The 17,970-nt window shown below is 73.1% G+C and carries 24 protein-coding genes and 1 pseudogene; 16 read left to right on the forward strand and 9 right to left on the reverse strand.

The annotated features are described in order from the left end of the window. Positions 1-566: 566 nt before the first annotated feature. The 5 genes and pseudogenes from OQ02_RS29450 to OQ02_RS29470 all read right to left on the reverse strand — a co-directional run. Complete coding sequence (locus tag OQ02_RS29450; protein ID WP_033441895.1) at positions 567-908, reverse strand: TadE family type IV pilus minor pilin; 342 nt, start codon at positions 906-908, stop codon at positions 567-569. Then, the gene (locus OQ02_RS42905) at positions 905-1,078 is read right to left on the reverse strand and encodes a DUF4244 domain-containing protein (RefSeq protein ID WP_033441896.1); all 174 of its coding nucleotides are present in this window, start codon (positions 1,076-1,078) and stop codon (positions 905-907) included. Before OQ02_RS42905 ends, OQ02_RS29450 begins: the two co-directional genes overlap by 4 nt. A 28-nt stretch (positions 1,079-1,106) precedes the next feature. Further along, positions 1,107-1,661 carry a type II secretion system F family protein gene (locus tag OQ02_RS29460; RefSeq protein WP_081916035.1) on the reverse strand — a complete coding sequence of 185 codons (555 nt, stop codon included), beginning with the start codon at positions 1,659-1,661 and terminating at the stop codon, positions 1,107-1,109. After that, positions 1,658-2,461, reverse strand: a complete 804-nt coding sequence (locus OQ02_RS29465; protein ID WP_033441897.1) for a type II secretion system F family protein — start codon at positions 2,459-2,461, stop codon at positions 1,658-1,660. The genes OQ02_RS29460 and OQ02_RS29465 overlap by 4 nt, the downstream gene beginning before the upstream one ends. Then, positions 2,458-3,021 (reverse strand): annotated as a pseudogene (locus OQ02_RS29470) (CpaF family protein); the annotation flags it as partial. The gene OQ02_RS29465 and the pseudogene OQ02_RS29470, both read right to left, overlap by 4 nt. A 116-nt stretch (positions 3,022-3,137) precedes the next feature. Here OQ02_RS29470 and OQ02_RS29475 point away from each other — a divergent pair. The 14 genes from OQ02_RS29475 (at position 3,138) to OQ02_RS29530 (ending at position 15,112) form a co-directional block, all read left to right on the forward strand. After that, positions 3,138-3,338 carry a hypothetical protein gene (locus OQ02_RS29475; protein WP_033441898.1) on the forward strand — a complete coding sequence of 67 codons (201 nt, stop codon included), beginning with the start codon at positions 3,138-3,140 and terminating at the stop codon, positions 3,336-3,338. After that, positions 3,335-4,306 carry a hypothetical protein gene (locus OQ02_RS41425; protein ID WP_051772941.1) on the forward strand — a complete coding sequence of 324 codons (972 nt, stop codon included), beginning with the start codon at positions 3,335-3,337 and terminating at the stop codon, positions 4,304-4,306. Before OQ02_RS29475 ends, OQ02_RS41425 begins: the two co-directional genes overlap by 4 nt. Beyond that, positions 4,303-6,477 carry an FtsK/SpoIIIE domain-containing protein gene (locus OQ02_RS29485; RefSeq protein ID WP_051772942.1) on the forward strand — a complete coding sequence of 725 codons (2,175 nt, stop codon included), beginning with the start codon at positions 4,303-4,305 and terminating at the stop codon, positions 6,475-6,477. The genes OQ02_RS41425 and OQ02_RS29485 overlap by 4 nt, the downstream gene beginning before the upstream one ends. Before the next feature lie 209 nt (positions 6,478-6,686). Beyond that, positions 6,687-6,842, forward strand: a complete 156-nt coding sequence (locus OQ02_RS44240) for a hypothetical protein (RefSeq protein WP_156077381.1) — start codon at positions 6,687-6,689, stop codon at positions 6,840-6,842. 254 nt (positions 6,843-7,096) lie between these two features. After that, a complete protein-coding gene (locus OQ02_RS44245; RefSeq protein WP_156077382.1) occupies positions 7,097-7,249 on the forward strand; it encodes a hypothetical protein in 153 nt (50 codons plus the stop codon). Between the two features lie 187 nt (positions 7,250-7,436). After that, positions 7,437-7,805 carry a hypothetical protein gene (locus OQ02_RS29490; protein WP_033441899.1) on the forward strand — a complete coding sequence of 123 codons (369 nt, stop codon included), beginning with the start codon at positions 7,437-7,439 and terminating at the stop codon, positions 7,803-7,805. Then, on the forward strand, positions 7,802-11,050 hold the full coding sequence (locus OQ02_RS29495) for a hypothetical protein (RefSeq protein ID WP_033441900.1): 3,249 nt from the start codon (positions 7,802-7,804) through the stop codon (positions 11,048-11,050). Before OQ02_RS29490 ends, OQ02_RS29495 begins: the two co-directional genes overlap by 4 nt. Positions 11,051-11,673: 623 nt before the next feature. Continuing rightward, positions 11,674-12,084 (forward strand): hypothetical protein, encoded by a 411-nt coding sequence (locus OQ02_RS29500; RefSeq protein WP_033441901.1) that lies wholly within the window; start codon positions 11,674-11,676, stop codon positions 12,082-12,084. A gap of 78 nt (positions 12,085-12,162) precedes the next feature. Further along, on the forward strand, positions 12,163-12,684 hold the full coding sequence (locus OQ02_RS29505; RefSeq protein ID WP_197043557.1) for a helix-turn-helix domain-containing protein: 522 nt from the start codon (positions 12,163-12,165) through the stop codon (positions 12,682-12,684). After that, positions 12,681-12,845: a hypothetical protein gene (locus OQ02_RS29510; RefSeq protein WP_156077383.1), complete on the forward strand. Its 165-nt coding sequence runs from the start codon at positions 12,681-12,683 to the stop codon at positions 12,843-12,845. Before OQ02_RS29505 ends, OQ02_RS29510 begins: the two co-directional genes overlap by 4 nt. Then, on the forward strand, positions 12,835-13,356 hold the full coding sequence (locus tag OQ02_RS29515; protein ID WP_156077384.1) for a hypothetical protein: 522 nt from the start codon (positions 12,835-12,837) through the stop codon (positions 13,354-13,356). The genes OQ02_RS29510 and OQ02_RS29515 overlap by 11 nt, the downstream gene beginning before the upstream one ends. Next, positions 13,356-14,135 carry an HK97 family phage prohead protease gene (locus OQ02_RS46815; protein ID WP_156077385.1) on the forward strand — a complete coding sequence of 260 codons (780 nt, stop codon included), beginning with the start codon at positions 13,356-13,358 and terminating at the stop codon, positions 14,133-14,135. The genes OQ02_RS29515 and OQ02_RS46815 overlap by 1 nt, the downstream gene beginning before the upstream one ends. Then, the gene (locus OQ02_RS29525; RefSeq protein WP_156077386.1) at positions 14,132-14,347 is read left to right on the forward strand and encodes a hypothetical protein; all 216 of its coding nucleotides are present in this window, start codon (positions 14,132-14,134) and stop codon (positions 14,345-14,347) included. Before OQ02_RS46815 ends, OQ02_RS29525 begins: the two co-directional genes overlap by 4 nt. Positions 14,348-14,395: 48 nt before the next feature. Continuing rightward, entirely contained in the window at positions 14,396-15,112 is a 717-nt protein-coding gene (locus OQ02_RS29530) for a recombinase family protein (RefSeq protein ID WP_033441907.1), read from the forward strand. An 18-nt stretch (positions 15,113-15,130) separates the two neighbouring features. Here OQ02_RS29530 and OQ02_RS29535 read toward each other — a convergent pair whose 3' ends face one another. After that, the gene (locus OQ02_RS29535; RefSeq protein ID WP_033441908.1) at positions 15,131-15,940 is read right to left on the reverse strand and encodes a hypothetical protein; all 810 of its coding nucleotides are present in this window, start codon (positions 15,938-15,940) and stop codon (positions 15,131-15,133) included. Between the two features lie 181 nt (positions 15,941-16,121). Between OQ02_RS29535 and OQ02_RS29540 the strand changes: the two genes are divergently transcribed. Further along, positions 16,122-16,319 carry a hypothetical protein gene (locus OQ02_RS29540; RefSeq protein ID WP_033441909.1) on the forward strand — a complete coding sequence of 66 codons (198 nt, stop codon included), beginning with the start codon at positions 16,122-16,124 and terminating at the stop codon, positions 16,317-16,319. Positions 16,320-16,407: 88 nt separating this feature from the next. Here OQ02_RS29540 and OQ02_RS29545 read toward each other — a convergent pair whose 3' ends face one another. Continuing rightward, positions 16,408-16,650, reverse strand: a complete 243-nt coding sequence (locus OQ02_RS29545; RefSeq protein ID WP_033441910.1) for a zinc finger protein — start codon at positions 16,648-16,650, stop codon at positions 16,408-16,410. A gap of 146 nt (positions 16,651-16,796) precedes the next feature. Between OQ02_RS29545 and OQ02_RS29550 the strand changes: the two genes are divergently transcribed. Then, a complete protein-coding gene (locus OQ02_RS29550) occupies positions 16,797-16,991 on the forward strand; it encodes a MerR family transcriptional regulator (protein WP_033441911.1) in 195 nt (64 codons plus the stop codon). 93 nt (positions 16,992-17,084) lie between these two features. Here the strand turns inward: OQ02_RS29550 and OQ02_RS29555 are convergent, their stop codons facing one another. Both OQ02_RS29555 and OQ02_RS29560 read right to left on the reverse strand, forming a co-directional pair. Further along, positions 17,085-17,612 carry a hypothetical protein gene (locus tag OQ02_RS29555; RefSeq protein WP_033441912.1) on the reverse strand — a complete coding sequence of 176 codons (528 nt, stop codon included), beginning with the start codon at positions 17,610-17,612 and terminating at the stop codon, positions 17,085-17,087. Then, complete coding sequence (locus tag OQ02_RS29560) at positions 17,609-17,851, reverse strand: hypothetical protein (RefSeq protein WP_156077387.1); 243 nt, start codon at positions 17,849-17,851, stop codon at positions 17,609-17,611. Before OQ02_RS29560 ends, OQ02_RS29555 begins: the two co-directional genes overlap by 4 nt. Positions 17,852-17,970: the final 119 nt, after the last annotated feature.

A 17,970-nucleotide genomic window follows, 5' to 3' on the forward strand; every position in this document is an offset into this window, starting at 1 on the left:
ACGCAGTTCCACCGCCCCACCCACTCCTGCCGCCTCACCCCAGCTCCACCGCCCCACACAGTCCCGCCGACCCACCCACTCCTGCCGCCCACCCACTCCCGCCGACCCACCCACTTCCGCCGACCCATCCAGCTCCGCCGACCCATCCAGCTCCGCCGTCCCGTCCCGTCCAGTCCCGCCGTCCCGTCCAGTCCCGCCGTCCCGTCCAGTCCCGCCGTCCCGTCCAGTCCCGCCGTCCCGTCCACCCATCAGCACGCCCACCACCTCGCCTCTCAGCGCACCGATCCGGTCGCCCACCGCCGCCACTCCCATCCGCGTCCAGCGGACACACCGAACCCAGCACCCATCAGCGCACCCACCAGCAGCGCACCCCCCACCCGCCTCAGGACGCACCAACCCGGTCACCCACCACCTCCACCTCCACCTCAGCACCCGCACCCGGATCTACGGACGCCGAACCCCGCGACCCGTCGACCAACCCCCGCTTCCCGCCCAGCTCCGCAGACGCCGAACCGGACCACCATCAGCACGCCCGCCGCGTCTCGCCTGCCGGTGCACCGACCTGGTCACCCATCGGCCACCCCTGGCTCCAGCACCGCGTAGGCACGGGCTCGCAGCTCCACCCCGAGGCGTGAGGCGGTGACCTCCACCCACGCCGTGTCGCCCTCTCTTCGGATCGTCCACCGCGCCCCGTGCGGCCCGATCTCCCCGGCCACCCGCTCGGCCCTCGAGTCGTCGCCACGAGCCACCAGCCGAGCCGCCTCCCGTGCCGCGTCGGTGCACTGGAGCTGCGCCACCACCGCCATGACGGCCGCGAGCCCGAGCGCCAGGACGACGACCAACCCGCACACCGCCACCGCCGCCTCAACGGTCACCCCACCCCGGTCGCCCGCGAGCGCACCTTTCACAAGGTCACCGTGAAGGCCCGTTGCACGAGCCCTTGGAGGAGGCCGAGCGTCAAGTCCCCTGTGATCACCAAGTACAGGGCCGTGGCGAACGCCGCCGCCGCGAGCATGCCGATCGCGTACTCCACGGTCGACATCCCACTGTCATCCCGAAACGTCCTGACTACCACCATGTTCCGCTCTCCTGTCTACTTCGGACTGTCACCAGTTCTCGCTGACGCTGCCGACCAAACCGATCACCACGGGCAGGACGCCCAGGCACAGGAACGCCGGCAGGAAGCACAGGGCCAGCGGCCCCGCCACGAGCACCGCGGCACGTTGCGCGCGGGCCTCGGCCTGGTCGGACACCTTCGCCCGCGCCTCCGTGGCCAGGTCCGCCGCCGCGCCGGCCAAAGCCGCTCCCGAACGGGCGGTGCGGCGTGCCGCCCTGGCGAGCGGCGCGGTGTCCGGGTGGTGGAGGGCCCCGGCCCACGCGTCCACCGGGTCGGCGCCCAATGTCAGCAGGTCGACCACCTCCCGGAGACGTTGGGCCGGTCCTGGCGGCACGCCCGCCAGGACGGCGTGCAGCGCCCGCGCCACCGGCAGGCCCGCTCGGAGCGCGGCGGCCAGCAGGTCCCAGGTGGCCGGCTGCGCGAACGGGTCGGGCGGCCCGGGTGTCACCTTCGGCTGACGCTCGCGCTTCGGCCTCAGCCTCAGCGCGGCCTTCGGCGGCGGCGGGAACACCAACAGCGCCAAGGCGAACACCAGCAGGCTCATGCGATCACCTGCCTCGTCAGCCGACCGCTCCACCGCAACCCGGCACAGATCAGCGCCGCCCCTGCCACCAGCAGCACCTGCCCCGGCGTGGTTCCGGTCAGCACCGCCAGCGGACCCGCGCCGCCCAGTTCGCCGAGCACCACGCCGAAGACCGGCAGACCGGCCAGGACGGCGGCGCCCGTTCTCGGTCCGGCCATCCGGGCGTGCACCTGCCTGGCGAAGGCGCTGCGCCGATCCAGGTCCCGACGGACGGCCTCCAGCACCTCGGCCAACGGCACGCCGTGCACCGCCGACAGCCGCCACGCACGGGCCAGGTGGCGGGCCTCCGGCAAGTCCGCGAGTGCCGCCTCCACGTCCCCGCCGCGAGCCGACGTCGCCGCGATCGCCCGCAGGACCTCCGTCGCTGGTGGCTCCGCGTCCTCGGCCGCGCCGAGAGCTGCCTTGGCCGGGTGGGCGCCCGAGCGCAACTCGGCGACGAACGCGCTCAGCCCTTCGGCCAGGGCGGTGGACGACTTGAGGCGGTCACGCTGCCCGGTGGTCTCCCGGTAGGTGCGCCAGACGGTCGCGGCCAGCAACGCGCCCGCGATCGCCCCGCCCACTCCCGCCAGGACACCCAGAGCCGTACCGGCCAGGACGACGAGCGGTCGGTTGGGCTTCGGCGGCTGCCACCTCGGCCACCACCTGGGCTGCCACCCCGGCCGCCCCCTCGGCTCCGGCCCTCGTTCGAGCCCGGCCAGGCGCCGCCGGGCAGCCGACGACGGCAGAACCAGGAGCGCGACCGCCAACAGCAGGAAGCTCATGGCAACCCCACCAGGGTTTTGAGCACGCCGGTGGCTTCCTGCCGACCACCGCCACGCCGCCACGCCGGCCGCACGACCAGTTCACCGGAACGCCGTTCCAGCACACCGATCTCGGCCAGGTGTCGCGTGCCGTCGCCCGCGCGGCGCATGTGCAGCACGATCTTCACCGCCGCCGCGAGCTGGCTGTGCAACGCGTGCCGGTCGAGCCCGCCCAGCGCCGCCAAGGCCTCCAGCCGCGCCGGCACCTCGGCCGGGGAGTTCGCGTGCAACGTGCCCGCACCACCGTCGTGCCCGGTGTTGAGGGACGACAGCAGCTCGCACACCTCCGCGCCCCGGACCTCGCCGACCACGATCCGATCCGGCCGCATCCGCAACGCCTGCCGCACCAGGTCGCGCATCGTCACCTCGCCCGCGCCCTCGACGTTCGGGCCTCGCGCGACCAGCCGGACGACCTGCGGGTGGTCGGGCTCGAGCTCCCCGGCGTCCTCCACGCACACCACCCGTTCGTGGTGCGGCACGCAGCCCAGCAACGCCGCCAACAGCGTCGTCTTCCCGAAACCCCGGCGGAGACACCCGAAAAGACGGCCCCGCCGCGTGCTGTGAACACGTTGACGGGGCCTCGACCAGGACGCAGGAGGTCCCGGACGTGTGTCGATCTTGCCATAAGCCCAGTTCAATGGTCCCCCGCGACCGTCGCGCGCACCTCACGTACACCGAGCCGGGCGGCTGGACATCTCCCGGTCACTGCCTGGAGGACCAGGCCGCCGCCGAAGACCTTCGGGACGCCACCAACCTGCTGTCCGGTCGCAGCGCCGCCGCGCGCCGCGTCTGGTCCATCACCTCCTGCCCCGGCGACGACTGCGGGGTGCAGCGATGAGCACCCGGACCCCCAACCCCGAACCGCGTCCGGAAGACCTGGACAGCACCGTGGAGGAGATCGTGCGCTTCGTCGCCGAGCAGGCCCCGGCCGTCGCACCGGCCCCGACGCCGTCCGCCGACACTCGGCGGGTGCGGGAGCTGCGCGCGGAGGTCGCGGAGGCGCACGTGCTGCTGGATCTCCAGGGCGACGCCGCCCCGCTGCTGGTCGACACGGACCGGGTCCGCCGCTCCCGCAAGCGGGCGGCGGAAGCGGCCCGCTTGCACGCCCTCGCGCAGGACCCGGCCGCCCGCGCGTGGCAGGCCGCCCGCGTGCGCCTGGTGCTCACCGCCGTGGCGTTGACGGCGCTGGTGGGGGCGCTGGCGTGGTCCACGACCGGGGCGCACGCCACGCTGACCCGCGACATGGCGGAGCGGGGCGCGGCGTGGTGGGGCGCGTGGCTGGTCGAGCCGGTCGTGTCCGCCGTGCTGCTCGTCGTGGTCGGCGCGAAGGCGTTCCTCGCGGCCCGGGGCCGGGTGCTGCGGCACCGGCACCTCACGGTCGTGGAGGCGGTCGCGCTGGCCGTCACGCTGGTGCTCAACACCTGGCACCACCTGCCGTGGGTGGCCGCCCGGTTCGAGCCGATGCAGCTCCTCGCGCACGCGGTCGGGCCGCTCGTCGCGGTCGGCGCGGTCACCGTCCTGCCGGTGATCTGGACGGCGTTCGCCGAGCTGGACCACGGTCTCCCGGCCGGCCCTACTGCCGGCCTTACCGAGGGCCTTACCCCCGCGAAGTACAGCGGAAATGCCACCGCGTCCGCCCCCGCCGGGGACGGGCTCACCGGCCGCCTGGCGGCTCGTGCGCGGGACCTGATCGCCGCCGGGGAGCTGCCCGCCGACCCGTCCGCGAACCGCCTGCGCACGGCGCTGGGCTGCGGCATGGACACCGCCCGCGAGGTCCGCGACGCACTGCGCGGGGGTGCCGCGTGAGCGCGCCGAACCGAGAGGAGCAGGACGTGGCCGGCGAGATCATCCCGCTGTTCCCGAACGCCGCGCCGGCCGTGCCCGCCGACGAGCCGGGGCCGGCCACGCCGGCTCCGGCCGCCGGGCCGGTGCAGCCCGCCGCGCCCGTGCTGGACGGCGAGCTGGTGGACGAGGTCGAGTACGCGGCGCAGCGTCGTCGGCGGTTCACCGAAAGCCTGCCCGCGCTGCTGGGCGACCCGGCCGCGCGGCGGCAGGCCGGCCGGGACCTGGGCGCGCGGGTCGTGCGCGTCCCGCTCGACTACCCGGCCGCCGTGGCGCGCGGCACGGTCGTCACGTGGCGGGCCTGGCGGGCCTGGGTCCGCGTCGCCGAGCTGCGCGACGCCGCCAAGGAGGCCGGGGCCGCCACGGTGGTGGCCCGGTTCGACGACGTGCGCGAGCTGGCTCGCGCCCGGTGGCGCACCACCGGGATCGTCGTCGGCGCGGGCGGCGTGACCGGGACCGTGGTGGAGCTGGCCGCCGGGTCACTGCCGCTGCTGGTCGCGGGCGGCCTGAGCACGCTGGCGCTCGCCGTCGCGGGCCGCCGCAAGGACGGCAACCCCGGCCGCAAGGCCGTGTTCCCCGGCACCCGGACGCTGGCCTGGACGATGAACGGTGACGCGCTGGTGGAGGCGTTCCGCGCGGCGAAGATCATCGGCCCGCGCGACGGGCTGATGTTCCACGCGCGCCCGGTGCGCGACGGCGACGGCTGGTCGGTGGTCGTGGACCTGCCGGCCGGCCGCAAGGCGTCCGCGACGATCGCCGCCCGTGAGGCGCTGGCCAGCGCGTTGGGCGTGGACGAAGCGCAGCTCGTCCTGGAGAGGGTGCGCGGCAAGGGCGGGCACGCCGGACGCCTCACGATGTGGGTCGCCGACACCGACCCGTTGGCGGAGCCGCCGTTGGTCTCCTACCTGGAGAGCCTGCCGGAACTGTCGATCTGGGACGGGATCACGATCGGCGCGACGGCACGCGGCCGTGAGGTCGTGGTGGCCCTGACCTGGACCGCGTGGCTGATCGGCGGCCTGCCCCGCTACGGCAAGTCCAACTTGCTGCGGTTGTTCCTGGTCGCCGCGTGCCTGGACCCGCACACCCGCATCTACGCGGTCGACTTGAAGGACGGCGCGGACTTCAACCCGCTCCGACCGGTGGCGCACCGGCTGCTGATCGCGTCGGCGGAGGGCGAGGACACCACGCCCACGCTGCTGCGGCTGCTGGCGCTGCTGGTCGAGGTGGAGCAGGAAGTCCTGGACAGGTACAAGCGGTTCAAGGGAATGTCCGAAGTGGACGTGCCGGAAGGCAAGATCACGCGCGCCCTGGCCACCGACCCGACGCAGGGCATGCCGTGGCTCGTGTTGGCCATCGACGAATGCCAGCTCGGGTTCGAGGCGCTGGGCAGCGACACCAAGGAGGTCAAGGCGCTGCGCCGCGTGATCGTGGACAAGGTGTCGTGGCTGATCAGGAAGGGTCCGGCGGCGGGCTGCACGGTCCTGCTGGCCACGCAGAAGCCCTCCGCCGAGTCGGTGCCCACGCGGCTGCGCGACAACGTCGGCAGCCGGGCCGCGCTGCGCCTGCCCACCCAGGCCGCCTCGGACATGGTGCTGGGCACCGGGATGCACGCCGCCGGGGTGTCCGCGACCGCGTTCACCTCCCGCCACCGGGGCGCGGCCTGGCTCGTCGCCGACGACCTGTCCGGCGTCGGCGCGGACGAGGGCGTGGTGATCCGCGCCGCGAAGCTGGACCTCGGCCCTACACGGGCGGCGGCGGAGATCGGCCGCGACCGCCGGGAGGCGTTGGGGCTGCTGACCGGCGACGCCGCCGGCCGCCCCCTGACCGACGGCGTGGACCCGGCCGTCCTGGCGGGCCTGGCCAACGCGGACACCGACGACGAGCCGGTGGACGCGGAGCTGTTGCCCGAAGTCCTGGAGCTGCTGGCCGACGTGCTCGACGACCAGGAGCACGGCGTGGTCGCGGTCGCGGAGTTGGCGGCCCGCGTCGGCTGGTCCGCGAAGGCGCTGGGCGAGGCGCTGACCCGGGCCGGAGTGCCGTCGCCGGAGCCGTCCCGACAACGCGTCAACGGCTCCAAGAACGCCGTGAGCGTGGTCGACCTGGACGCGATCCGGGCTGCGATCCACGGCGGCTGAGGTCGGCACAGGGGTGCCGACCCCAGCCGCCGTCGTGCCGACCTCCCGAAGGGGTCGGCACAGGCCCTGATCTGTACGGAGAGGCCGAGTGCCGACCTTGGAGGGTCAGCCCGCGGCCTCCCCTGAAACGCCCCGCACAGGCCCGTTCAGGGGCCTGTGCCGACCGGTCGGCACACCGACCGGGGTCCGCACACCAACTGGAGGAACCGATGCCCACGATCAACCACAGCCGCGAGTTCCGGCCCGGCCGTCTGCTGGCCGTGATCGCCGTCGCGCTCGTCGTCGCCTACGCCGCCGGGGTGCTCACCGCGACCGCCGACAGCACCACGACCGCCCCGCCGCCGTCGGCGGTGTGCGCGCCCTGATCGGCCGGGCCGGACCGGCTTTCACCCCGACTATTTTGCGTTTCCGCAGAATATGGCTCCGACCGCACCGAGTTAACTCGGCTAGTCATTTCCCTTTGACGCGCCGAGTTAACTCGGGAAGACATAACCGCAGGTCAGACGGGGTGAATGGCTTGCGTCAAGCGATCTTCGCCCGTACAGTTCGGCCGTACGGAAAGTCACCCTGGGAGGGACAGAAAATGGCTGGCCAGTACACCATCCGCAATGTCGAGCGCATGCGCGCCGGACGGCGTGCGGCGGCCCGCGCGCAGTGGGCCGGCGTCTCGGCGGAGGAGCGCTCCGAGCGCATGCGCGCCCTGGTGCGCATGCGCTGGGCGCGCGTCGCCGCCGAGCGCGGGAACGAGAACGGCGGCCCGGCCGCCGCATGATCGACAGGGGGTTGACCCACCCCTGACCAGCGAAAAGCCCCGCTCCGGGGTCCACGTGTTAGCGCACGCGGCGGAGCGGGGCCTGGAGACCACTCCCGACCAGGAACGACCTCAGCGACAAGGTTAGCCGAGCTTGCTCGGCTAGTGAACCTCGCGAAGGCGTTCCGCCTCCTCGAAGGACTCACTCATGGTGCCACACGGCCCCGACCAGCGCGAACGTCTCCGGTGCGTCGACTGCAACGCAGAAGCCGACCCGAGCGGCACCGGCCCCGTCGCGCTGACCCACGAACACGGCTGCCCGGCCTCCGCCGTCGACCGCAGCCAGCGCGCCGACGACCTGCGCTGGCTGCGCGCCAACCCCGGTGGCACCCGCACCCGCCCGCCCAGCACCGCCGAGCGGGACGCGTTGAGGATGGCGCTCGACGCGCCGCCGTACGTGCTCGACCAGGTCCGGGTGCACGTCCACCAGATCGACGGCACGCGCCTGCTGATCTTCACCCTGCTCGGCGTCCCGCTCATCGGAAGCGCCGACGTGCACCAGGGCGGCGCGGCGTGAGCGCCCCGACCATCCCCGCCGCTACGGCGCTGATCAGGGAGTACGTCTCCGGTCTGCTCGGCGGCCACGACCTCGACGCGCTCGCCGCCGAGCACGGCCACCCCGCCTACCGGATCGGCGTCTCCCGCAACCGGCGCGGCGTCCTGGGCCTGCCGACCGAGTTCTACAAGGCCGACGACATCGACGGCATCACCGATGCCGTCGCCCGCCTCGACGCGCTGCCCGACACCGCCGGCGTGTTTCTCGCGCAGGCCCTGTGCGACCACGTCCCCGAGTCGGGCCGCTACAACGCCGCCGACGCCCGGGTGATCACCCACCTGTGGGGCGAGGTCGACTACGGCCCCTCCGACAAGAAGAACCCGCCGCCGACGTTCGAGGACGCCATGCGCGTGGTCGACGCCTTCGGCCTGCCCCCGTCGGTCATCAAGAAGACCGGCCACGGCATCCACCTGGAGTGGCGGCTGGCCGACCCGTGGGTCCTCGACACCACCGAGGAGCGCGCCGAAGCCGCTGGCCTGGTCAAGCAGCTCGTCCAGACGATCGCACTGCGCGCCCACGAGGTCGGCATGTGGACCGTCGACAGCGTCGGCGACTTGGCGCGCGTGATGAGGGCGGCGGGCAGCGTGAACAAGAAGGACGCCGACGACCCGATCCCGGTCACCCTCCTGGTCCACGAGCCGCACCGCGTCTATGAGTTGGACGACATCCGCGCCGTGCTCGCCGACCCCGAGTACCTGAAGCGGAACCTGGGCGGGGCCGACGCCGTCACCGAGCAGAAGGCGCTGGAGACCCTGGCTGCGCTCGGCGGCCCCGACGGCGTAGCCCGCATCTGGCAGGACGCCAAGGCCGGCAAGGCGCAGTACTTCCTCGACACGATGTCGAGCACCCCGGGCATGGACAAGTACGAGCGCTTCCTGGACATCTGGAAGCGCGAGCGCAGGAACAGCCCCACCCGCACCCGCGACGACAGCGGCGCGGACCAGGCCATCGCCAACAGCGCGTACGCCGCGTTCGGCGGGCAGAAGTACACCGAGGAGCGCATCAACCCCGCCGCCGCCAAGCGGACCGCGCTCATGGTCATGACGCACCGCCTCGACCACGGGCGCAAGCCGGAGAAGATCGACCCCGCCCGACGGGTCAGCTACCTCGTCACGACCATCACCCGCGCCGCCGCCAAGCCAGCGGACGCCCGGGACCGCGCCGTCACCACCCAGGAAGGCACCTCGACCGTGACCGCCACCATCGAGCCGACCACCGACGCGTCGGCCGTCACGGACGAGGCCCTGAACGCCCTGCTCGCCTCCGAGCCCTCGACCGGCGACCCGGCCGACGTGACCAAGACCGAGGACAAGGACGCCAAGAAGGCGAAGCCGCCCAAGCGCCGCAAGGAGGCCGACGAGAGCCACGAGGGGGGCGGCGGATTGCCCGACGTGATCCTGACCGGCCGCCCCCTGCGCGACATCCAGGCCGACGCGGAGAGGCACCTCACGCTGGCCGAGGTGGAGACCCCGTCGCTGTTCCTGCACGGCGACGACGGCATGGTGGAGGTGGACCCGATCACCGGGCAGCTCCGCCGCGTCGAAGCCGCCCGATTCGCGCTGCTGCTGTCGCGCCGCATGAACTTCAGGGACCGCCTGGTGGATCACGAGACGGGGGCCGTCAAGCTGGCGCACGCCCCTCGGGTGCCGGCCGACCTCGTGTCCTCCATGCACAGCGCGCCCGGGATGCTGCGCCTGCCCGAACTGGCCCGGGTCTCCCCGATCCCGTTCTACACCCCGTCCGGGCGGCTGGTCACCGCCTCCGGTTACGACCGCGAGACCGGTATCTACCGCATCGTGCCGAAGGGCTACCCGGTCATTCCCGAGGTCAGCCCCAAGCCCAGCCCGGCCGAGGTCGCGGCGGCGCTGGACGTGCTGGAGGACGTGCTGCACGACTTCCCGTGGGCCGACCCCATCGGCGACAAGGCCGCCGCGCTCGCCATGCCCGTCACGCTGGTGTCGCAGACCCTCATCAGCGGCCCCTGCCCCATGTTCCTGCTCGACACTCCCCGCCCCGGCACCGGCAAGGGCCTGCTGGGCACCGTCATGGTCCGGCCGTTCGCCCCCGACTTCGCGTGGACCGTCGCCCCCAAGGACGAGACCGAATGGGCCAAGCAGCTCGCCGCGTCCATGCGCTCCGGGCGGTCCGTGATCGGGTTCGACAACATCAACAGCGCGATGGACTCCGGGGCCGTGGCCGCCGCGCTCACCGGCTACCCGCTGGTGCGCATCCGCCTCATGGGAGGCCACGACGAACTGAGCCTGCCCGCTCCCGGGTTGTGGCTCGGCACCGCCAACAACGCCGCCGCCTCCAGCGAGCTGGCGCGCAGGATCGTCAGGATCAGGATGGACGCCAAGGTGGCGAAGCCCGAGGAGCGCACCAACTTCCGCCACGAAGACCTCGAAGGCCACGTCGAGGCCAACACCGGGCAGATGGTGTGGGCCGTGCTCACCCTCGTGCAGAACTGGATCGCCGCCGGGAAGCCGATCGCGGAGAACCTGCCCGTCATGGGCAGCTTCGGCCGCTGGGTGAAGACCGTCGGCTCGATCCTCGCCCACGCCGGGGTCGAGGGCTTCCTGGCCAACCGCTCCGCCGCAGCCGCCGACATCGACTTCGAGACCGAGCTGATCGGCACGTTCTGCACCACGTGGGCCAACGACCCTGGCGAAGAGCCCGTCAAGGTGGACGGCGAAATCGTCAAGCCGGGCCGCCCGTCCTGCGCCAACCGCGCCGTCCGCGTAGACGAGCTGCTGGACCTCGTGGACCGCTACAAGATCGAGCTGCCCGAGCAGGTCGGCCCCCAGGGCACCGACCGGCGCTCGCGTTTCGGCAGGTGGCTCCGGGCGAAGGTCGTCGGTGCGCCCATCGGGCCGTACACGTTCAGCACCAGCAAGCCGCGCAACGTCGCGCACTACCGCATCCACGACGACGGCACCGGGCAGTTCGACGAGGGTGGCATCACCGTCGAAGCCCCCGCCAAGCCGACCAGCAAGCGCACTCCCAGGGCCGACCCCCCGGCCGCGTCGAACGCGAAGCGGGGCTCCACAGGGCTCCACCGCACCTCGCCCGTGCCGCTGTCCCCCAACGGCATCCGCGTCCCCGGCGTGAAGTACCGCGACGACGCCCCGGCCAGGCCGAGGCCCACGGCCGACGACGAGGACGCCGCCCGCTGGGAGAGCCTGATGTCCGACGACCCCGACGCCTGACCCACGGCACCACCCGCGCAGCCCCCGGTCTCCACGGCCGAGGGCTGCTCCGTGTTCCGGGGCGTTCGGGGAGGGCCGGTTAGGTTGCCGGTTAGGTTGCCGGTTAGGTTGCCGACCTGGGGATGTTAGGTTGGATGTTAGGTTGCCACACCGCCTCTGACCTGGCGTTGTTAGGTTGGTTAGGTTGTTCTTCAAGCTCTACGCGGGTGTGGAGAAAAAAGGGCGGGGAGTAGCACGTACCGCTGTAGCCCGCGCGCCGCGCCCGTGTGGGTGGTGAACCCGCCCTGGTGACCTAACCGACCTAACACGTGCAGGTCAGGACCGGTTCGGCAACCTAACCTCCGACCTAACATGCCCTGGTCGGCAACCTAACTTCCGACCTAACACCGTGCGTGGCCACCCGGCCGCCCGCCCTGGAGCCCGCCTGGCGGCCCGTTGACGGGAATCCGCGGTGAGCCGCCCCGCGTTCCGCGGCTTGCCCTACGTCCCGTGGTGCGGGAACTGGGCCGGTTCGGAGCCGCCACTCGAACGGGGCACGGACCGCTCCACGGACCGCGAATCGCCGGGATGCGGCTAACACTGGGCTGGTGCGGCTGATCCGCCGCCGTGGCGCGAGGAGTGGCATGGCAGAGGACGAAGAAACCTCGGATACGCCTGACTTCGACCTGCGGATACTGATCGCAGGGCTCGTGTACAAGGACGATGCGATCAGGATGAGCGTGACTCTCCTGACGCATGGGGCGCTTGTCGGCGGCCACCTCGTAAGCCCTTGGGCTTGGGCGCAGGCACTGGCCGAGCATGTCGGCAGCAAAGGGACAGGCAACCTGGCGAGTTCGATGAGCACGGTCATGGAGACCATCGCGGGGGACGCCCCTGCTGGTGATCGGAACTTCGACCCCGGCGCGGTCACTAAGGCGCACCTCCTCGATGTGAAGTTGTGGCTCGGGACAGATGGGCCTCAAGAGGTGGGGCCGATGGTCGTCGATCTTGCCCAGGTCGGCGGTTGGTACCTCGGAACCCTCCAGCCGCGCTGAAGTCGCTGTTGTGCTCGTCTCGACTCGTGCGGCGTGTTTTTGACGCGCCGAGCGGGTGCCAGGCGCACCATGCGTGTCGTGGAACCCGACACCTCCCGCGCGCCCGTGGCGTCGCCCTCGTGGCGTCGACCCGACAGGTTGCCGCCCCGGCCGGTGCCGCCCGCCGAGCGCGCCCGGCTGCGAGCCGACTTCGGTGCCCTGGTGTGGGCGGAGCGCGCGGCGCGCGGCTGGTCCCAGCCCGTGCTGGCCGCCGCGCTGGGGGTGTCCACGCGGACCGTGCAGCGCTGGGAGGGCGGCACCGTCCGGCCGACGGCGCGCGTGTGCGCGCGCCTGGCCGCCGCGCTGCTGCCCGACTCCGACCCGGTGAGCCGCACGGTGTTGGCGTTGCGCCTGGAGCGCGCCGCCGGGCCGTCGCTGCATCGGCTACGCCGCAAGCCGCTGCGGGCGCACGTGCGGAGGGTGCGTGAGCAAGCGGCGGCCCGCCTGGAGGCCCCGCCGGACGCGGCGGACGCGTTGGCCCTCGCGGCGGCGCTGGCCGCGCTGGAGCCGGAGCCGACGCTGTGGGCGCGGCGTCGGCCCGCCGTGCGGGGCGCGGCGTGACCGGCCCGGCCGCCCAGGGCGGCGGCGGGTACGCGGAGATGTGGGCGGTCGACGTGGCCGAGCTGGCGCGCTGGGCACCCGCCCCGAACCCGGACGCGGTGTCGCGGCGGGCGCTGGACGAGGCGCTGGAGGAGCTGGAGGCGGTGCGCGGTGACGGTTGAGGTGGCGGTCCCCGGTGGGCGGTTCCCGACGCCCCGGAGCGTGGCTCAGGGGCACGACGCCGACGGCGTGGACCCGGTCGTGGCGCTGCCCCGGCTGCTGCGCCTGGCGCAGGCCCGCGCGGCGTGGCTCGCTGACCGCCTGGCCGAGCAGGTCGAGTGGGACGGCGTGGGCGGCGTGGTGGGCGCGGTCGTGGGGATCGGGCCGGAGGGCCTGCCGACGCGGACGGGCGAGTACGTGCGGGCGCTGGCGGACCTTGAGCACCGCGAGCGCGCCACGGCGGAGCGCCTGGCCCGCGACATGTTGCGCCTGGACTTGGAGGCCCGCGCGGGCCGCAACGACGCGGCGTCGGGCGCGCTGATCGTGGCCGCGCTGCGCGAGTTCGCCACGGCGCTGGGGCTGGAGTGGGAGTCGGACGCCACGCGCCGGGCGGCGCGGGAGGCGGTGCTGGCGGTGCGTCGGCAGGCCGGTTACGAGCGGCCGGGTGCGGCCGGGGACGGGCAGGGGGCGTGATGACGACGACGGAGCCGGCCACGGGCGTGGTCGAGGTGTTGGCGGCGGTGACCGGGGTCAAGGACGACGTGGGCGACGTGATCACGCCGGGGGCGTTCGCGCGGACGTTGCGGGAGCGCAGGCCCAAGGTGTGCTTGTCCCACGACTGGTCCCGCCCGATCGGGCGGGTGCTGGAGGTGCGGGAGCTGCTGCCGGGGGACGCGCGTCTGCCCGGGACCACCACCGACGGGTCGCCTTGGCCGAAGGGCGCGGGGGCGCTGTGGGCGCGGGCGCTGATCAACACGGAGACGCCGGACGGGCGGGCGGCGCTGCTCAACGCGAAGTTCTTCGGCCCGCAGGAGTCGACGTGGTCCATTGGGTACAACGCGAAGCGGACGCGCCAGGTCGGCGGCACCCGCCACATCGACGACCTGGACTTGTTCGAGTTCGGTCCGGTGCTGCACCCGGCGAACCGCCACGCGCGCTTGATCGCGGTCAAGGGCATCCCGTTCGTGTCGGAGTCGAAGGTGGTCGCGTTGCGCGCCGGCGGCCCGTCGTCGCGGCCGGGCCGTGCCCGGTTGTCGCGCGTGGACCTGGCGGCGGTGCGGGAGCTGCGGCAGGACGTGGGGAAGCTGTACGAGGCGGCGCTGGACGCGGACGCCGTGCACGTGATGACTCCGGACGGCGACGTGGTCCCGGCGGCGTGTGCGGTGTGCCGGGGGCGGGTGCTGGCGCGCGACGGCGGCCGGGCGGGCGGCTCGCTGTACTGCGGTCGGCACGCGTGGGGACGGGCGGCGTGAGCGGGGCCGGGTCGGCGGCGGAGGTCCGCCGCCGGGCGGTGGTGCTGCTGGACCAACTCCGGGAGCTACTGGCTGCCGTCGAGTCGGGCGAGCTGCCGGTGGGCACGGCGTACCGGCACCGGCTGGAGGGGGCGGTGACGGCGGTCGAGGCGGTGTTGGGGCTGCCTCCGTCACTGTCGGAGGGCATGCCGGAGCCGATCCGGCGTAAATAATTCTGTAGAAATATTTACAGTGCAGGTCAGAGGGTTTAGGGTCGTTCCATGCGCCTGATCGCCTACATCCGCGTCTCTTCCACGGGCCAGCTCGACGCCTACGGCCCGGACGCCCAGCGCGCCGACATGGCCAGGTGGGCAAAGGCCAACGGTCACAAGATCGTCGGGGAGTACGTCGACAGCATCACGGGCAAGTCCGACTCGGTGGAGCGCGAAGGGCTGACCGATGCCCTGGAGGCCCTGAACGGAGCGGATGGGCTGCTCGTCGGCCGGCTCGACCGGCTCGCCCGTCAGCTCACGGTCCAGGAGGCGATCCTGGCGATGCTCTGGCGCGACGGGCACCGCGCGTTCGCCGCCGACCAGGGCGAAATCCTTCAAGACGACGTGGACGACCCGATGCGCACGGCCTTGAGGCAGGTTCAGGGCGTCTTCGCGCAGCTCGACCGCGCGATGGTCACCAAGCGGCTCCGTGACGGCCGGCGCGTCAAGGCCCGCACGGGACGGCACGCCGTCGGCGAGTACCCGTACGGCTACCACGGTGAGGGCAAGGGCCGTGCCCGCGACGCCGCGCCGGAGCCCGCCGAGCAGGCCGCCGTGCGCCGGATCGTGGAGTTGCGCGGCGCTGGGGAGTCGTTCCGGTCGATCGCGTCCACGTTGGACGCGGAGGGGCACCGGCCGCGCCGGGCCGCCGCATGGTCGGCGATGAGCGTGCGCGGCGTCGTGTTGCGGGCATCGGCGGAGAAGGTTTCGTTTGACCTCCGCTGACGAACGTTACCGAACGATTTAACTGCGTCGCTTCGTTTTTGTGGTGGTACGCCGGAGTGGGTACGCCGCTCGGTACTGCTTGCGCATAACAGCATTCGCCGTGACATCGGTTCCCAACAGCACCACCACGGACAGGGCGGCCATCTGGGTCGCCGGAGAGTCCTTGCCCGTCGTTGCCATCAGAATGATCGAGATGATCACACCGGCCAGTCCGGCCAGCGTGGCAGTCAGACGGACCGTCGTCAGTGCCTGGGGTGCCCGTTCTTGTCGAACCGTGACGTCCACCAGGTCGCCGACCGGACGGAAATCTGGCTCGCCGTCGAGCAGCACGGTATAGCGGAGCCGATGCCGCCGTGTCAGCAACGAGGGACCCAGGTGTAGTGCGGTCCCGGTGACCTCGACCTCCGGTGGGCGGACCGCCGCCCGTCCGGCGTCGGCCTGCCACTCCAGCATGCCCAGCACGGGCGCGCCGAACTCCAACTCCAGAGGACGTCCGCCGAACGCGGCTGCGGCGATGTCCAGCGCGCCCCGACTGACCACCTCCACGGCCACTACGTACGGCGCGGTCAACTCCTGGTCGTCGAGAGTGACTGCGAGCCGCTGGCCGTGCAGTCCTCGTGCCGTGTTCATCAAGGGCACCGCCGAATCAACCCACACGTACAGGACGCGTCGGGGTCGGGCCGAGCGGAACGCCGCCCACGCCCCCACGATGATCGCCACCACCGCGACCACCACCGCGACGATCGCCCAGAACGTGCCTGAGGCGTACCAGGGATCTTCCGCAGGCAGTTGCTGACCTAAGGGCATCGGGCCATCCAAGCAGGCCATGCGCCGCCCGCTACGACGCGATTGACCACCCGTTACGCGAATGATGCGCCGACCCGACGCGGCTACTCCCGGAGGTGGTTGGACTTGCGGTGGGACGGGCGGGCGCTGGTCCGCCTTCACGATCGGGTGGTGTTGCGTTCTGGCCCTCCCGCCGTCCATCACGACGCGGTTCGGTGGGCCTATGGACTACGAGCGCGTGGCGGCGGAAACCTTCGGCCGGGCACTGGATGCGACCGGGACGAAGCGGGTGGAGTTGGTGGCGGAGGCGACCGTGGCCGCGCTGCTGGCGCACACGGAGGCGCTGGCGAAGCACAGCATGCGGATGAGTGATCACTACGACGCCCTGGGTGCGCATACCAGGCGGCTCGGAGACCGCTAGGCCGCTGGCACTCAGCCTCCCCGGATGACGAACCGGCCCGCCCCCGACGTGGGGCGGGCCGGTTGTCGTCGTGGCACGTGCCGGGCGGCTAGCCGCTGGCGACGGCGGGGCGCGGTGCGAGTCCTTCGCGTCGCCGCCACACGTCGTCGCAGTCCCAGCAGGTGCGGTGCTTGCGGTGCTCGGGAAGCTGGGGGAAGTCCTCGCGGGCCAGGGTGACTTCCGTTCCACACAGCACGGTGATCTTCTCGCCGGGGCGCGGCGGGAAGAGGTACGTCGCCACGTCGTAGGCGTGCCGTAGTCCGCCGCCGTCGTGCCACGTGTGCCGGGCCATGAGCGCTCCCACCGAGTCGGGCAATCGTTGCAAACGTTGCGTACCCGGTCGCGGTCGCGCCGTAAAGACCCCGGACGGGTGTTGCGAACGTTGCAGACGTGGTGCAGCGACGGCGTTCGGGGCGGCCGTGGCGGATCGTTGCATCCGTGACCAGCGAACTCGTGCCCACGGGCGTGGCCGCGAAGGCGCTCGGCGTCGACCGGGCAACCCTGGTCCGCTGGTGGCAACAGGGCCTCGTCACGCCCACGCTCGTCACGGCGGGCGGCCACGGCCGGTGGAACCTGGACGAGCTGCGCGAGCAGCTACGGGCGCTGCGCCGACGCGACGGCGACGACGACTGACCGCGCCCGTCCCCGACATACCAGGGCCGCCCCGGCACCACGTCCGGGGCGGCCCTGGTGGTCGTGCCCCCGGCCGTGACCGGGGCACGACCGTCAGCCGCGCCGCAACATGCGGGTCCACCCCGGCGGCGGTTCCGCCGGGGCCTGCTGCGGCCGGTCGTCCAACGCCGCGAGCTGGCGCAGCAACGCCGCGCGGCGCTCGGCGCGCTCGACGTCCTCGACCAGCTCGACGCGCGCCCGGTCGGCCCGGTGCTCGGCGGCCACCGCCTGGCGCTCCCGCTCGGCACGGGCGCGGCCGGACGCGAGCTTGACGGCCGCCTCCAGGTCGGCCGGCCCCGGCGTGACGCCGAGCTGCGGCACGACGTTGCGCCTGGCGACCATGTCGCGCAGCACGTCCGTCGTGATCAGCACGGCCTGGCCCGCCTCGCGGCCGACCAGCGCCCCGTCCTCGTTGAGCGTGAGCGGCCCCGCCCAGCTCTCCAATAGCCGCGCGAGCTGCTGCCCAAGCGGCACGGCGGACGGTGCGCCGGCCTCCCGGACGAGCGCGGCGCGGAAGCGGGCGGCCGGTTCCTCGCCGCCGGGCTGCGGCAGGGACATGGTCGAGACGTCGGAGGCGGTCACGCGGCGGCCTCCTCGGTGGACGCGGCGTCGAGGGCGGGCGCGCCCGCGAGGATCGCGGCGACCTTCGCCCGCGTCTCGGGACTCAACGGCGGCGCGGCGTCCACGGTGGCCTGGACGTACGCGACCAGGCGCGCCTCCTGGTATGCGGCGCGGGCCTGCCGGGTGATCTCGTGGTCGCGGCCGTGCTGCTTCACGGCGCGGGCCAGGTGTGCGCGGGCTTCGATGACAGGATCTGACACGGGTTGCTCCCGGACATGCCAAAGGACGTCCAGGCCGGAAGCTCGCGCGCCCGCGATGCGGGGCGGCTTCCCGAAGGACCATGCTGCGCGGCACTGGGGTGAGGCGGCGTCCGCGCCGA

The sequence above is a fragment of the Saccharothrix sp. NRRL B-16314 genome, assembly GCF_000716595.1.
In the GTDB taxonomy this organism is placed as follows: Bacteria; Actinomycetota; Actinomycetes; order Mycobacteriales; family Pseudonocardiaceae; genus Actinosynnema.